The 15602-nt window shown below is 37.6% G+C and carries 14 protein-coding genes; all 14 read left to right on the top strand.

Annotated elements, in window-relative coordinates:
- Positions 1 to 50 precede the first annotated feature (50 nt).
- Positions 51 to 779, top strand: a complete 729-nt coding sequence (locus ACIP9G_RS14485; RefSeq protein ID WP_139860220.1) for a GntR family transcriptional regulator — start codon at positions 51 to 53, stop codon at positions 777 to 779.
- Between the two features lie 53 nt (positions 780 to 832).
- Positions 833 to 1912: a BMP family lipoprotein gene (locus tag ACIP9G_RS14480; RefSeq protein ID WP_401020319.1), complete on the top strand. Its 1080-nt coding sequence runs from the start codon at positions 833 to 835 to the stop codon at positions 1910 to 1912.
- 410 nt (positions 1913 to 2322) lie between these two features.
- Positions 2323 to 3870 carry an ABC transporter ATP-binding protein gene (locus tag ACIP9G_RS14475; protein ID WP_340825771.1) on the top strand — a complete coding sequence of 516 codons (1548 nt, stop codon included), beginning with the start codon at positions 2323 to 2325 and terminating at the stop codon, positions 3868 to 3870.
- Positions 3870 to 4916 (top strand): ABC transporter permease, encoded by a 1047-nt coding sequence (locus tag ACIP9G_RS14470; RefSeq protein WP_340825769.1) that lies wholly within the window; start codon positions 3870 to 3872, stop codon positions 4914 to 4916. The genes ACIP9G_RS14475 and ACIP9G_RS14470 overlap by 1 nt, the downstream gene beginning before the upstream one ends.
- Before the next feature lies 1 nt (position 4917).
- Entirely contained in the window at positions 4918 to 5877 is a 960-nt protein-coding gene (locus tag ACIP9G_RS14465) for an ABC transporter permease (protein WP_340825767.1), read from the top strand.
- Positions 5878 to 6110: 233 nt separating this feature from the next.
- Positions 6111 to 7382 (top strand): EF-P 5-aminopentanol modification-associated protein YfmF, encoded by a 1272-nt coding sequence (gene yfmF / locus ACIP9G_RS14460; protein ID WP_340825765.1) that lies wholly within the window; start codon positions 6111 to 6113, stop codon positions 7380 to 7382.
- Positions 7379 to 8677 (top strand): EF-P 5-aminopentanol modification-associated protein YfmH, encoded by a 1299-nt coding sequence (gene yfmH / locus ACIP9G_RS14455; protein ID WP_401020314.1) that lies wholly within the window; start codon positions 7379 to 7381, stop codon positions 8675 to 8677. Before yfmF ends, yfmH begins: the two co-directional genes overlap by 4 nt.
- Entirely contained in the window at positions 8677 to 9405 is a 729-nt protein-coding gene (gene ymfI / locus ACIP9G_RS14450; RefSeq protein ID WP_401020312.1) for an elongation factor P 5-aminopentanone reductase, read from the top strand. Before yfmH ends, ymfI begins: the two co-directional genes overlap by 1 nt.
- 45 nt (positions 9406 to 9450) lie before the next feature.
- Positions 9451 to 9708 carry a DUF3243 domain-containing protein gene (locus tag ACIP9G_RS14445; protein WP_173477695.1) on the top strand — a complete coding sequence of 86 codons (258 nt, stop codon included), beginning with the start codon at positions 9451 to 9453 and terminating at the stop codon, positions 9706 to 9708.
- A gap of 226 nt (positions 9709 to 9934) precedes the next feature.
- A complete protein-coding gene (locus ACIP9G_RS14440; protein ID WP_173477694.1) occupies positions 9935 to 10723 on the top strand; it encodes a DUF3388 domain-containing protein in 789 nt (262 codons plus the stop codon).
- A 16-nt stretch (positions 10724 to 10739) separates the two neighbouring features.
- Positions 10740 to 11663 (top strand): helix-turn-helix domain-containing protein, encoded by a 924-nt coding sequence (locus tag ACIP9G_RS14435; RefSeq protein WP_340825761.1) that lies wholly within the window; start codon positions 10740 to 10742, stop codon positions 11661 to 11663.
- A gap of 48 nt (positions 11664 to 11711) precedes the next feature.
- Positions 11712 to 12290: a CDP-diacylglycerol--glycerol-3-phosphate 3-phosphatidyltransferase gene (pgsA, locus tag ACIP9G_RS14430; protein ID WP_401020308.1), complete on the top strand. Its 579-nt coding sequence runs from the start codon at positions 11712 to 11714 to the stop codon at positions 12288 to 12290.
- 17 nt (positions 12291 to 12307) lie between these two features.
- Complete coding sequence (locus ACIP9G_RS14425) at positions 12308 to 13567, top strand: competence/damage-inducible protein A (RefSeq protein ID WP_401020306.1); 1260 nt, start codon at positions 12308 to 12310, stop codon at positions 13565 to 13567.
- 251 nt (positions 13568 to 13818) lie between these two features.
- On the top strand, positions 13819 to 14886 hold the full coding sequence (recA, locus tag ACIP9G_RS14420) for a recombinase RecA (protein ID WP_340825757.1): 1068 nt from the start codon (positions 13819 to 13821) through the stop codon (positions 14884 to 14886).
- The last annotated feature ends 716 nt before the right edge of the window (positions 14887 to 15602 follow it).

Genomic DNA, 15602 nt, shown 5'->3' with positions numbered 1-15602 from the left:
AGGAATGTTGTACATCAGATGTCTGATCTCTGATTTTGGTGGTGATTTATGTGACTATAAAAGCAGATCATCGTCATCTCTATCTTCAAGTAATTGATCGTTTAAAGTCTGACATTGAGACGGGCGTTTTTAAAGAAAATGAAAAACTTCCTTCAGAGTTTGAATTATCGAAATCACTAGGGGTAAGTCGAGCAACACTTAGGGAAGCGCTTCGACTGTTGGAAGAGGAAAATGTGATTGTGCGTCGACATGGGGTTGGCACTTTTGTTAATCCTAAGCCGTTGTTTACTTCAGGCATCGAGCATTTATCCAGTATTTCTTCTATGATCGAAACAGCAGGTATGGAACCAGGGTCTCGTTTTTTAAAGGCAACGGAGAATATCCCTTCTGATGAAGATTTAAAACGCTTCCAATGTGATGGCGAAGATAAAATACTCACGATTGAACGCGTCAGAACAGCGGACGGTGAGCCAGTAGTTTATTGTATAGATAAATTACCAGCAAGCTTCCTGCCTACTGACTTTGTTGACAAAAAAGAAGTTTCACTTTTCTCTGCACTTGAACAATCGGGTAAAATTCATGTTGCCTATGCTGTAACTTATATTGATCCAGTAGGGTATCATGAACAAGCATCACCGATACTAAATTGTGGTCGTGAAACTGCTCTTTTAGTATTGAAACAGCTCCATTATGATGATAATGATCAAGTAGTGCTGTATTCAAAAAATTATTTCCGAGCTGATAAATTCAGCTTCCATGTAGTACGTAAACGGGTGTAGAACATTTCTAAATTATTTTCCTGCTAATTACAATACCTCGGGGGGTTAACAAAATGAAAAAACGTAAATTTGGTTTAGTATTATCTTCAGTTTTAGCTGCAAGTGCAATTCTAGGTGCATGTGGTGCGAAGGACGAAGAAAAACCTGCAAAAGACAATGCATCAGGAGACAAAAACACTGAGGAAACTTTCTCAGTAGCGATGGTTACTGACGTAGGTGGCGTTGACGACAAATCATTTAACCAATCTGCATGGGAAGGTGTTCAAGCTTATGGTAAAGAACACAACCTATCAAAAGGTACTGGTGGTTTCGACTATTTACAATCGGCATCTGACGCTGACTATGAAACAAACTTAAACAGCTTAATCCGTCGTGACTTTAACTTAGTATTCGGTATTGGTTTCATGATGGCTGATGCTGTTGAAGCGATTGCAACTGACAATCCAGATAACCACTTTGCATTAATCGATGCTGAAGTAAAATCTGATAACGTTGTAAATGTTCTTTTCAAAGAGCAAGAAGGTGCATTCTTAGCGGGTGTAGCTGCTGCTAAAATGTCTAAATCAGGTAAAATCGGATTTGTAGGTGGCGTAGATATTCCAGTTATCAATCGTTTTGAAGCTGGTTTCGTTGAAGGTGCTAAAGCTGTTAACCCTGATATCGAAATTCAACGCAACTATACAGGTGCATTTGACAAAGCGGATCTTGGTAAAATCGCTGCAAACAGCATGTACTCTTCAGGCGTAGATATTATCTTCCACGCTGCTGGTGCAACTGGTAACGGTGTATTCTCTGAAGCTAAAGAACGTAAAGCAAAAGATCCTGATGCAAACGTATGGGTAATCGGTGTAGATGCTGACCAATACGATGAAGGTAAAGTTGATGATAAAACAAACATTACTTTAACTTCTATGTTAAAAGGTGTTAACGAAGCAGTAGTAGATATTTCAAACAAAGCAAAAAATGGTGAATTCCCAGGTGGTACAACAGTTGTCTACGGTCTAGCTGAAGACGGCGTTAAACTTGCTGACTCTCGTGGTGCAATTCCAGCAGACGTACAAGCTGTTATTGACGAATATAAAGAAAAAATTTCTAGCGGTGAAATCGTAGTTCCAGAAAAAGTGGAAAAATAATTCATCTCTTAATCATCATAAGGGCTTTACAACTGCCCTTATGATGATTTTTCAATCTATCGTTATATTTTGACTATTTGTAATACTCTGTTTGGATATATTTTATTTTTATATTATTTTTCCATATTGAAATAAGATTATTATATTATCGTAACTTAAGATAATGATGGTACCAAGTTAATAGAAGAAAGGTTTCTAACGATGACCTTTCCTGTATTAATTTATTTTTCTGTTAGAAAATGCCTTACCTTTAGGTGAGGTTCAATACAGGTGTTTTTTTATTTAAAGAAATTGCAACGCTTTTGAATAAAGTTAAACCTTATGCTGGGCTGTATTGCAATAGAGGCAGGTAGAAATACACTAGAGTACAATTATTTTAGAGAAAATTGCCTAATAAGGGAGTGACAATATTGGAATACGTGATTGAAATGCTTGGAATCCGCAAAGAATTTGGTGATTTCGTAGCGAATAACAACATCACCCTCCAACTAAAAAAAGGCGAAATCCATGCACTACTAGGAGAAAATGGTGCTGGTAAATCGACTTTAATGAACGTCCTTTTTGGTCTGTATCAGCCAGAGGGTGGAGAAATTCGTGTTCGTGGGAAAGCTGTTAAAATTACAAACCCAAACGTTGCCAATGATTTGGGGATTGGCATGGTGCATCAACATTTTATGTTGGTGGAAAACTTTACAGTGACAGAAAACATTATATTAGGTTCTGAACCTACTAAGATGGGCGTAGTCAATATTAAAGACGCAGCGAAAAAGGTGCAAGCGCTTTCTGAGAAATATGGTCTAGATGTAGATCCTAATGCAAAAATCGAAGACATTACAGTTGGTATGCAGCAACGTGTCGAGATTTTAAAAACACTTTATCGCGGTGCAGAAATACTAATTTTCGATGAACCGACTGCTTCTTTAACGCCACAAGAAATCACTGAACTGATTCAAATTATGCGTCGATTAATCGCTGAAGGTAAATCAATTATATTAATTACGCATAAGCTGAAAGAAATTATGGATGTTTCCGACCGAGTAACAATTATTCGTAAAGGTGAAGGGATTGGGACGGTTGTTACGACTGAGACAAACCCTAATCATTTAGCTGAATTAATGGTTGGTCGTCAAGTAGAGTTTAAAACAGAAAAAATTGATGGAAATCCAACTGATGAAGTACTTTCAATTGAGAATTTAGTCGTAACTGACTATCGTAATATCAATAAAGTAAAAGGCCTTAACCTCACTGTACGTAAGGGTGAAATTGTTGGTATCGCTGGTATCGATGGCAATGGACAATCTGAGTTAATCGAGGCAATTACAGGCTTGCGTAAAGTAAAAGGCGGAATAGTGAAGTTTAACGGTAAAGATGTTACGAACATGAAACCTCGTAAAATTACTGAGGAGGGTGTTGGACATATCCCGCAAGATCGTCATAAGCATGGTTTAGTACTCGACTTCCCAATCGGTCATAATATTGCACTCCAAACATATTACCAACCGCCAATTGCAAAAGGCATTGTAATGGATTATAAAAAAGTATCAGAAAAAGCGAAGCAAATTATTAAAGAATACGATGTACGTACAGGTAATGGCGAAATGACGCCTGCCCGCGCTTTATCAGGTGGTAACCAGCAAAAGGCGATTATTGGTCGTGAAATTGACCGAAATCCGGACTTATTAATTGCGGCACTACCGACACGTGGACTTGACGTAGGGGCAATTGAATTTATTCACTCTCGACTTATAGAGCAACGTGATAAAGGAAAAGCCGTATTATTAATTTCTTTTGAACTAGATGAAGTAATGAATGTTTCAGACCGTATCGCTGTTATTTATGATGGTCAGATAGTGGATGAGTTAAATCCAAAAGAAACAACAGAGCAAGAGCTTGGTCTATTAATGGCGGGGCAAAGTAAAAAAAATAGCACAAATATAGCGAAGGAGGGGAACGACTAATGTCAAATCGTGTCATTAATATACTCGTTCCTATCATCTCTATTATTATCGGTTTAATTGTAGGTGCTATCGTAATGGTAGTCAGTGGCTATGATCCAATACAAGGTTATAGTGCTCTTTGGACAGGTATTTTTGGAGATTCATATTCAATAGGGAACACAATTCGTCAAATCACACCATATATTTTGGCGGGTCTAGCGGTAGCATTTGCCTTCCGTACAGGTTTATTTAACATCGGTGTTGAAGGTCAGTTAATTTTAGGTTGGCTTGCAGCAGCATGGGTAGGTTATGCTTTTGAACTACCAAAAATCATTCACTTACCGTTAGCATTGCTAGCAGCAGCAGTAGCTGGTGCATTTTGGGCCTTTATTGCAGGTTTCTTAAAAGCGAAATTTAAAGTCCATGAAGTAATTGCGACAATTATGTTAAACTATACAGCACTTTATATTGCGAACGCTGTTATTAAAAAATTGTCAGATGGTAGCTTTAAAACAGAACGTGTTCTTGAATCGGCTTCATTACGTTCTCCGTTTTTAAGAGAGCTTACAGACAATTCAAGTCTTCACTATGGGATCCTAATTGCACTTCTTATGGTAGTTGTAATGTGGTTCATTTTAGAAAAAACAACACGTGGTTATGAGCTAAAAGCAGTTGGCTTTAATCATAATGCAGCAGAATATGCTGGTATGAGTGTCAATAAAAATGTCATTTTAGCAATGACGATTTCAGGTATGTTTGCAGGTCTTGGTGGTGCGATGGAGGCGCTTGGTACATTCCAAAACGCATCGATTAAAGCTGGCTTCACAGGTATTGGTTTTGACGGTATTGCCGTTGCTTTACTTGGTGCCAATACACCACTTGGCGTAGTATTCGGGGCTTCGTTATTCGGCTCGTTAAAATACGGTGCTCTTAACATGCCAAATGCTGCAGGGATTCCTGAGGAAATCGTGTCTATCATTATTGCCTTAATTATCTTCTTTGTAGCATCAGGTTACGTTATTCGAGTAGGTTTACAAAAGTTAAGTAAGAAAAAGGAGGGACAATAACATGACCTTTTTAGAAATGTTATATTTCATCATCCCTTCTGCAATCCTATATGCGACACCATTAATTTTCACTGCAATCGGTGGTGTATTCTCTGAGCGTTCAGGTGTTGTTAACATCGGGCTAGAAGGTTTAATGATTGTCGGCGCATTTGTTGGTATTTTTGTCAATTTAGAGTTTGCAACACAATTGGGATCCGCAACAGTCTGGGTGGCAATGCTTGCAGCTGTTATTATAGGGGGGATTTTCTCCTTACTACACGCGGTAGCATCTATCACATTCCGTGCCGATCAAACGGTATCAGGGGTAGCTATTAACTTACTTGGTTTAGCGGTCACTGTATTCTTAGTAAAATTGATTTATGATAAAGGTCAAACAGATATGATTGACCAACCAATTCGTCGTTTTGCTATTCCATACTTACAGGATATTCCGTTCTTTGGACGTTTATTATTCCATGATGTATATAGCACATCGATTTTAGCCTTTGCAGTGGCAATAGGTGCTTGGTTTATTATTTATAAAACACCATTTGGATTACGCTTACGTGCAGTAGGGGAACATCCAATGGCTGCAGATACAATGGGTGTAAAAGTTAATAAAATGCGTTATATAGCCGTAGTTATTTCAGGAGCACTTGGTGGTCTTGGTGGTGCGGTTTATGCGCAAACAATTACACATGACTTTTCACACGCAACGATTGCTGGTCAAGGTTTCATGTCACTTGCAGCAATGATCTTTGGGAAATGGCATCCAATCGGTGCACTTGGAGCAGCATTGTTCTTTGGTTTAGCGCAAACATTAAGTATTGCAGGGAACCAAATTCCATATGTGCAAGAAATCCCAGCAGTGTATTTACAAATATTACCTTACGTGTTAACGATTTTTGCGTTAGCAGGATTTATTGGTAAAGCAAATGCACCAAAAGCAAGTGGTCAACCATATATTAAAGGCAAACGATAAGTCTAAGACAGCATGTTTATTCGTTGAACTACTAGACCGAGTCGAAAGAAATGAAGCGAGTAAACAAAAGACTGGGCAATCAAGCCCAGTCTTTTGCCTTATACAAATAATAATTTACAAGCTTATTTTCACTTTCCGTATACATACTTTGGATTCTTTTTGCAATTATAGACAATAGACATGTATAGTATTTGTAGTACATTGTTATATTAAGAAAGATAGGAGGGTTTCATATGTTTAAAACAATACCTTTTGCAAAAGGTGTCAATTTGCATATCCGACAAACGACCCAATTTAAAACAGTAAATTTCTCGATTAAATGGAGAAGAGCATTAACGGCCAAATGTGCGTCTGAACGTACGGTGTTAACAAATGTATTGCAACACAGCAATGCAAAATATACAACAACTGCCGCATTTCGTAGTTTTTTAGATGACCTATACGGGACAGTATTGTATTTTGATACATCGAAGCGTGGTAACGAACATACGGTATTGATGAATATGGAAACCGTAAACGATCAATATTTGGCTAATACCAGTGTCTTAAATGAAGTGTTAGGTGTAATGCATGCGGCAATTTTTGAGCCGAATTTAGAAAATGGTGTATTTAAAGAATCAATTGTAGAACGTGAAAAGAAAATGGTCATCCAACGTATTGAATCCATTTTTGACGATAAATCTCGTTTTGCACAAATGCGTCTGCAAGAAATATTACGTCCAAATGAACCTGCCTCTATTTCGGCAAATGGTACAGTAGAAGACATTAAAAATATCACACCGTCATCTCTGTTGGCAGCGTACGAATCAATGCTAACGACGGACAAAATTGATATTTATGTTGCGGGTGATATTAATGAAGATGAGCTTGTTGCAAAATTAAAAGAGGCTCTACCATTTAAGGACCGTATTCCTGAGGAAATTCCAACTGTATCGCCACAAAAACACCCACAAAATGATTATGTCCGTGAACAGCAAGAAATGAAGCAAGGTAAGCTGCATATAGGTTTTAGTACTCCTGTTCGATTTGGTGATGCTGATTTTGCAAAAATGCAGATTTTTAACGGTATTTTTGGTGGTTATCCACATGCCAAGTTATTTATGAATGTGCGAGAAAAAGAAAGCCTGGCTTACTATGCTTCTAGCTCCTATGCATCGCACTATGGCTTATTATTCGTTGTGTCAGGTATTGAGGCGAAAAATGAAGAAAAGGCTCTCAATCTCATTAAAGAGCAACTTGCTGTTATGCAAGCAGGGGAAATCACTGATTTAGAATTAGAACAAACAAAGGCGATGTTAACAAATCAGTTAAAAGAATCCCTTGATTCAGCGCGTGGTCAAATCGAAATTTTTGACCAATATAAAGATTTGCCTGAGGAGTTCTCTGTAGAAGCATGGGCAAATAAATGGCGAGCTGTAACGAAAGAAGATGTAATTGAAATGGCGAAGCAAGTGCAGTTAGAAGCGGTCTATTTCTTATCAGGAAAGGAGCAAGCTGCACAATGAAAACAATTGAATTCAAACAATTAGATGAAACACTTTACTATGAAAAATTAGAAAACGGCTTAGATGTATATATCTTGCCGAAAAAAGGCTTTTCAAAAACTTTTGTCACGTTCACAACGAAGTACGGCTCAGTAGATCGTACATTTGTACCGCTTGGTGAATCGGAAAGTATTACAGTGCCAGATGGAATCGCACACTTTTTAGAGCATAAAATGTTTGAAAAAGAAGATGGAGATGTATTCCAGAAATTTAGTGAATATGGTGCTTCAGCCAATGCATTTACTTCCTTCACTCGAACTGCATATTTATTTTCATCAACAGATAATATATATAAAAGCACAGAAACATTATTAAATTTTGTCCAAGAACCTTACTTTACAGAAGCTACTGTTAACAAGGAAAAGGGCATTATTGGCCAGGAAATTACAATGTATGATGACCAACCAGATTGGCGTCTATACTTTGGTACGATTGAAAATATGTATCATAATCACCCTGTGAAAATTGATATTGCGGGAACAATCGAATCAATTGACGGCATTACGGCTGACCATTTATACACGTGCTACAATACGTTTTATCATCCGTCTAATATGTTGTTATTTGCTATAGGTGCTGTCGAGCCAGAAGAAATGATGGCGTTCATTCGCGAAAACCAAGGTAAAAAAGAGTTTCCAGAGCCTACACCAATACAACGCTTCTTTGATGAAGAGCCAACAGATGTTGCCATTAAAGACCGTACATTACACATGGATGTTCAAAAGCCTAAGGTCTATATAGGTTTAAAAGCTCGAGAAACGGATTTGTCTGGTCGGGAAATGTTAAAACATGAGCTATCAGTACAAATTGCTTTAGAACTTATTTTTGGTCGCACTTCTAATTTTTATGAACGTGTGTATGATGAAGGTTTGATTGATGAATCGTACGCATTTGACTTTACTTTAGAAAATGGGTTTGGCTTTGCGTTAATTGGTTCAGATTCAACAGAACCAGATGCATTGGAAAAAGCGATTAAAGCTGAATTGGAAAAATACGAAAAAAACGCGCAATTTGCAAGTGAAGATTTAGAGCGCATTAAGCGTAAAAAAATAGGCTTTTTCTTACGTGCATTAAATTCAATTGAATTTATTGCAAACCAATTTACGCGTTACTCGTTTAATGATATGAATTTGTTTGATGTAGTGCCTGTCTTAGAAGAATTAACAATTGAAGATTTAACGCAAGCGTTTGCTTCTATTCAAGGAGAGTCTCAACAAACTGTGTTTAAAGTTTTACCAACAGAGAAGGGCGCCTAGTGAAAAAGTTTGCCCTTATATTAGGTGCATCAGGTGAGATCGGTCGTGCTATTTGCCACAGTTTGGCAGAGGACGGCTGGTCTCTCTATGTGCATTATTCAAACAATGAGCAAATGGCTCAAACATTATGTGAAACGCTTGTAAGTCGTTTTCCTGCTCAGGAATTTATGCTTGTACAAGGTGATTTTACAAAAATAACAGCGGCGCAAGCGTTAGCTTCCCAAATATTTAGTGTACAGGCAATTGTTTTTGCTAATGGTCAAGCGCATTATTCATTGCTAGAAGACACTACGGTAGAAGATATGGATGCATTATGGCGTGTTCATGTGCAAAATCCAATGCATTTAACGGCTTTATTATCCTCAAAACTCCGTACCCATGATGTGAGCTATGTGCTTTTTATCGGCTCTATTTGGGGCGAGGCAGGTTCCGCAGGTGAGGCACTTTATGCAACGGTGAAAGGCGCGCAGCATGCTTTTGTGAAGTCCTACGCCAAAGAAGCTGCATTGTCTCGCATTCGTGTGAATGCTATTGCGCCAGGCTTTATTAATACTTCGATGAATAGCCATTTAAGTGAAGAGGAATTGCAATATATTTTGGACGATATTCCTTTAGGAGCGGTCGGTCAAACAACGGATGTAGCGGAAATGGTTCGTTTCTACTTATCCGGCAAAGCAGACTATGTGACAGGACAAATAATTCGATTAAATGGTGGCTGGTACATATAATATTTCTTTTTGCACATACTACATGTGTAAAGGAGGAGGAAACATATGACCATTTTAGAAAACTGGCAAAAATGGACATCTTTTTTAGGACAAAACGTAATGCAAGCTGAATCAAGCGGTATGCCAAAGAAAATGATTCAACAGGCTGCTGTCCAAATTGGTGAGTATTTAGCGACTAATGTCGATCCTAAAAATGAACAAGAGCGAGTGCTGTCGGATTTATGGGGCGTTGCCTCTGATGATGAAAAACATGCATTGGCGAATTGTGTCGTAAAACTTGTGCAAAATAAACATGTGCAATAAAAAAAGAGGAGAGCTAATCTCCTCTTTTTTCTATTAAAAATCGATAATATTGCGGAAAAGGGAACGTATGTAAGTCTATTTCCAATACTACCAAAAAAAATTAGTAAGAAATTAAAAATAACGCTATAATTCCATGTATTCTAACTTTCCATTACATAAAAAATCAGCTATGATGGAACTTATAAAAGATTTTTTACGTTAACTAATAGGAAGGGAACGAGTGTGTTTGAGCGATTGGTACTTTGAATATGAAATTCAGGTGAATCGCCCTGGATTATTAGGAGATATTGCTTCACTTTTAGGGATGCTTCGAGTCAATATTATATCAATTAATGGTGTCGATGAAGATCGACGTGGTATGTTAGTGCATACAGACAATGATGAAGCAATTGAGCGTTTTCGTACAATTGTTTCGACAATGGAACATATCCACGTTACTAAATTTCGACAACCTAAACTCCGTGATCGTTTAGCTATCAGGCATGGTCATTATATTCCACGAGATGCAGACGAAAAAAATACCTTCCGCTTTGTACGAGATGAACTAGGTATTTTAGTGGACTTTATGGCAGAACTCTTTAAAAAAGAAGGTCATAAGCTCATTGGAATACGTGGGATGCCTCGGGTTGGTAAAACAGAATCTATTGTTGCGGCAAGTGTTTGTGCCAATAAAAAATGGATTTTCTTATCGTCTACAATGATTAAGCAAACTATTCGTAATAAGCTCGCCGGCGATGAATTCAGTGACAATAATATTTTTATATTGGACGGTATTGTTACAAGGCGTTCCGAGGACGAGCGACATTTGCAATTAGTACGTGAAATGATGAATATGCCTTCTATTAAAGTAGTAGAGCATCCTGATATGTTTGTTCAGCATTCTGAATATAAGATTGAGGATTTTGATTATATCATTGAACTACGTCATCACCCTGATGAAGAAATTACTTATGAAATAATGGAAAAAAATCATATGATGTCCGAATCCGATTCATTTGGAGGATTTAATTTTTAATTTGATATTAAAGTAGGTGTTATTAGTGGCAGAATTAGGTACTCGACTGAAAGAGGCGAGACTGTCTAAAGGCTACAGCTTAGACGATTTACAAGAAATAACGAAAATTCAAAAACGTTATTTAGTAGGGATTGAAGAAGGCAATTATTCAATTATGCCAGGTTCGTTTTATGTACGAGCATTCATTAAACAATATGCTGAGGCTGTTGGGTTAAATCCAGAGGAAATTTTAGAAACGTATAAAAACGAATTGCCAGGCACAAAGAACGACCAAGTTAGCCAATCGATGACTCAAACTTCAACTAGAAGAAAAGTTTCAAAAAGCCCTTCAAATAAAATGATGGAGGCTATGCCAAAAGTCATTGTTGCTTTATTTATTATCGTTATTATTGTTGCAATTTGGGTTCTTTTACAATCAAAAAGTAAAACTGGAACAAATGAATATGATGATACGACGCCAGTGGTGGAGTACGATAAAAAACCAAAACCAATTGATAGTGAAAAAGACAAAGCGGAAGAAGATAAAAAGGCTCAAGCTAATAAAGATAAAGATTCGACAGATGAAACAAAAGATGAAACACCAGATGAAAGTAAAACTGAAGAAGATGTTAAGCAAGCGATTTCAGCAGGCACAATCGAAGCAGATGGCGCTACAACTTCTTACACGTTAACAGGTGCTGAAACATTTAAAATACGCATTGAAGTATCAGGTCCTACATTTATTGGTATTCGCGACCAACAGCAACAGGAATTACTAGCAGATACGCGTGTTTATAACGCAGGTGAAGTTGTTGAGTTTGATGCAACAGCGCAAAACTATGCTCGTATTCGTTTAGGCAATTCAACTCAAGCTAAGGTTTATATTAATGACGAACTTTTAACGTACGCACAGCAAATCGTAACGCAAAATATTGTCGTCAATTTCAATAAAGAACAGTAGTCATCCTAATGATGACTACTTTCTTTCATCATGAAAGGTGTTAGAAAAATGAACATTCCAAATAAAATTACCATTTCACGTATCTTACTTATTCCGTTCTTTGTAATTGTTATGATGTTTGATTTCGGCTGGGGAACAATGAACTTATTTAGTGCAGAAATGCCAGTCCATCATTTTGTAGGAGCTCTTATTTTTATTATTGCATCAACGACGGATTGGGTAGATGGTTACTATGCGAGAAAGTATGATCTTGTAACGACGTTTGGTAAATTTTTAGATCCTTTAGCGGATAAATTACTTGTCTCTGCAGCGTTTATTTTAATGGTAGAGCTTGGTATGGCACCGGCTTGGGTGATTATTGTTATTATTAGCCGTGAATTTGCGGTAACTGGTTTACGTTTAATTCTTGCAGGTGGTGGAGAAGTCGTAGCGGCGAATCAGCTTGGTAAGATTAAAACATGGGCACAAATTGTAGCTATTGCAGCTGCTCTTTTACACAATACAATTTTTGTGATTTTCGGTATCCCATTTGATACAATAATGCTATATATAGCATTGTTCTTTACACTATGGTCTGGATGGGATTATTTCTATCTAAATCGACGTGTATTACTTGAGTCTAAATAAGAAAGGTCTTGTGAATCATGAATGCTGAAATCCTTGCAGTTGGCTCAGAGTTATTACTTGGACAGATTTCAAACACAAATGCAAAGTTTATTTCTAATCAGCTTTCTGAGTTAGGAATTAATGTGTTTTATCATACCGTTGTTGGCGATAATTCAAAACGGTTAGAGGAAGCAATAAGCATAGCGGAATCGCGCGCTGATCTTATCATTTTTTCAGGTGGTTTAGGCCCTACAAAGGATGATTTAACGAAGGAAACAATTGCTCGTCATCTTGGGCTAGATCTTGTAATCGATCAAGTTGCATTGTCATACATTGAGCAATTTTTTGCTAAACGAGGCATCTCAATGACGGAAAATAACCGCAAGCAGGCGCTTGTATTAGCAGGTAGCGAGGTGCTAGCTAATCATCATGGTATGGCACCAGGGATGATTTTGACAAAGGATAAGCGTACCTACATTTTACTTCCTGGACCTCCAAAAGAACTGGAGCCGATGTTCCAATTTGAAGCGAAGCCAAAGCTTGGTACAATGCTAAATGATGGCGGAGTCATAGTGTCTCATGTAATGCGCTTTTATGGCATTGGAGAAGCTGAGTTAGAAGTGCGTGTACAAGATATTTTAGATACACAAACAAATCCGACAGTTGCACCACTAGCTGCTGATGGAGAAGTAACTTTACGTGTAACAGCAAAGGCGCAATCAGAGCAGGAAGCCCAACAGCTTATTGCTGATAAAGTGGCGGAGATTCGTGCTATTGTAGGAGACTTCCAATATGGCATAAATGATGATTCACTTGCCTCGAAAACGGTAGAAATATTGCAAGATAATAAATTAACGATTTCTGCAGCAGAAAGCTTAACAGCAGGTTTATTTCAATCAGAGCTAGCAGAGATTCCAGGCGTAGGCAATATTCTTATAGGAGGCGTAGTGACCTATACAGAAGATGCCAAGGTAAAGCAGCTAGGTATTGACCAACAATTATTAGATACTTATGGTATCGTCAGCAGTGAATGTGCTGCAGCAATGGCTAGTGCAGTGCGTGAAAAATTTGGTACGAATATTGGTATTGGGTTAACGGGAGCGGCTGGTCCTACTGCACATGACCATCAGCCAGTTGGAACGGTATGGATTGGAATTGCTATAGGCGACGAAGAGCCAATAACATATTTACTGCATTTATCAGGTATGCGCAATACAAATCGTTTACGTGCGGTTAAATTTACATTTCATTATTTAATGCAACAATTAGAAGAACGAGGATATATGAAACGATTTTAATTTGCTAATTGGTTTAGTAAGGTAGAACCCTAGCTAAAGCAATGCATAGGCTCGAAAAAAATTGGGCGCAATTACGACTGGAGTGTAATTGCTAATAGTTGAAAATGGGAATTTGGATAGGAAAAACTTATCCAAATTTTTATTTTGGATTAAAATCGAATAAATGTTCGCTTTTTTCTTGCGTGTTCTCAAAAAAACAAGTATAGTAGAGATAGACAATAACAGTGAACAGTTTTGAAGGAGGAAAAATAATGAGTGATCGTAAAGCAGCCTTAGAACAGGCGTTAAAACAAATTGAGAAGAATTTCGGTAAAGGCTCTATCATGAAGCTAGGCGAAAAAACAGATTTAGAAATTGCTACATCTTCTAGTGGTTCACTAGCACTTGATGCCGCATTAGGCATAGGTGGATACCCACGTGGACGTATTATTGAAGTATATGGTCCAGAATCATCAGGTAAAACAACAGTTGCACTACATGCCATTGCGGAAGTACAAGCAAAGGGTGGACAAGCAGCATTTATTGACGCTGAGCATGCGTTAGATCCGATTTATGCTCAAAAATTAGGCGTAAATATCGATGAACTTTTATTATCACAACCAGATACTGGTGAGCAAGCGCTTGAAATTGCAGAAGCGTTAGTGCGTAGTGGCGCTATTGATATTATCGTTATTGACTCTGTTGCAGCGCTAGTACCGAAAGCTGAAATTGAAGGCGATATGGGTGACTCTCACGTTGGTTTACAAGCTCGTTTAATGTCTCAAGCATTACGTAAGCTTTCAGGCGCTATCAATAAATCAAAAACTATCGCTATTTTCATTAACCAAATTCGTGAAAAAATTGGTGTTATGTTCGGTAATCCAGAAACGACACCTGGTGGTCGTGCGCTTAAATTCTACAGCTCAGTACGTTTAGAAGTTCGTCGTGCAGAAGCAATCAAACAAGGTAATGATATTATGGGTAACCGTACGAAAATTAAAATTGTTAAAAACAAAGTGGCACCACCATTCCGTACAGCTGAGGTTGATATTATGTACGGTGAAGGGATCTCAAAAGAGGGCGAAACAGTCGATTTAGGTGTAGAATTAGACATCGTTCAAAAAAGTGGATCTTGGTACGCTTATGGTGATGAGCGTCTAGGCCAAGGACGTGAAAATGCAAAACAATATTTAAAAGAAAATCCTGCTGTTTTAGAAGAAATTGCAAATAAAATTCGTTCTTCTTACGGAATTGCCGCAACACAGTATACAATTGCTGCACATGATGACGAGGAAATGGATGAAGAGCTAATGCTTCTTCTTGAAGATGAAAAAAAATAAATATTGTTCTCACTTCTAAAGGAATGAGAATGCTTAAGATGCGACAAAATGCATCAAGAAGTTCACTCTAGTTACATTTTAATAAGTTGGTTAGAGCACACGTCGGCGACTTCTGCTGTAACGCATAGTACGTAAGACGAACAATCTACGCTAGTGAGGGTTGAGGCTTACAGAAGTGCTGTGCAGAAAGCGTGCGCCTACAAAGGAAATCAATCAACATAGCAATTCGCTTCACTCTAAATCGTTCTTACTCATAAGAAGTAAGAACGATTTTTTTGTTAGTTTAATAGAATGTAGCGATACTGGAATTGATAGATAGCTAACGTAAATTATAGATATAGTTATGAGTGCAATAGGGTATAAAATTTTTGATTGGACAGCTGACAAAGAGACGATATGTTCATTTGTCAAAGAAAGTTAAAATAATTGTATTAAGATGACGGTAATTGTGGTAATAATTGTATTGTAACCATCATCCTGATAAAAAGATTATTCATCGAAGAAGGCATTTTATCTAGCTCAAAAGTAACAGTTAATATATCCATCTAATGGATATGACTTACTTTTTTTGTTACTGATAGGCGAACAGATGCCCGTCTATCCTTGACAGAGCCTGAGGCTAGCTATACAATTAAATATGTATAATTTCTGAATTATGACTTTAAAATAGGCAGTACATTTTTTGTATGCGCCGACTGAAACTGTATTACCCAAAT

It is taken from the genome of Lysinibacillus sp. NPDC093197 (genome assembly GCF_044754025.1).
Taxonomy (GTDB): Bacteria; Bacillota; Bacilli; order Bacillales_A; family Planococcaceae; genus Lysinibacillus.
The sequence above is the reverse complement of the archived record's forward strand: the minus strand, read 5'-3'. Positions and strand labels throughout refer to the sequence as shown.

Coding starts and splice junctions, on each gene's coding strand:
- ACIP9G_RS14480 (WP_401020319.1), top strand. CDS start 833: ATGAAAAAACGTAAATTTGGTTTAGTATTATCTTCAGTTTTAGCTGCA.
- ACIP9G_RS14470 (WP_340825769.1), top strand. CDS start 3,870: ATGTCAAATCGTGTCATTAATATACTCGTTCCTATCATCTCTATTATT.
- ACIP9G_RS14465 (WP_340825767.1), top strand. CDS start 4,918: ATGACCTTTTTAGAAATGTTATATTTCATCATCCCTTCTGCAATCCTA.
- yfmF (WP_340825765.1), top strand. CDS start 6,111: ATGTTTAAAACAATACCTTTTGCAAAAGGTGTCAATTTGCATATCCGA.
- yfmH (WP_401020314.1), top strand. CDS start 7,379: ATGAAAACAATTGAATTCAAACAATTAGATGAAACACTTTACTATGAA.
- ACIP9G_RS14445 (WP_173477695.1), top strand. CDS start 9,451: ATGACCATTTTAGAAAACTGGCAAAAATGGACATCTTTTTTAGGACAA.
- pgsA (WP_401020308.1), top strand. CDS start 11,712: ATGAACATTCCAAATAAAATTACCATTTCACGTATCTTACTTATTCCG.
- ACIP9G_RS14425 (WP_401020306.1), top strand. CDS start 12,308: ATGAATGCTGAAATCCTTGCAGTTGGCTCAGAGTTATTACTTGGACAG.
- recA (WP_340825757.1), top strand. CDS start 13,819: ATGAGTGATCGTAAAGCAGCCTTAGAACAGGCGTTAAAACAAATTGAG.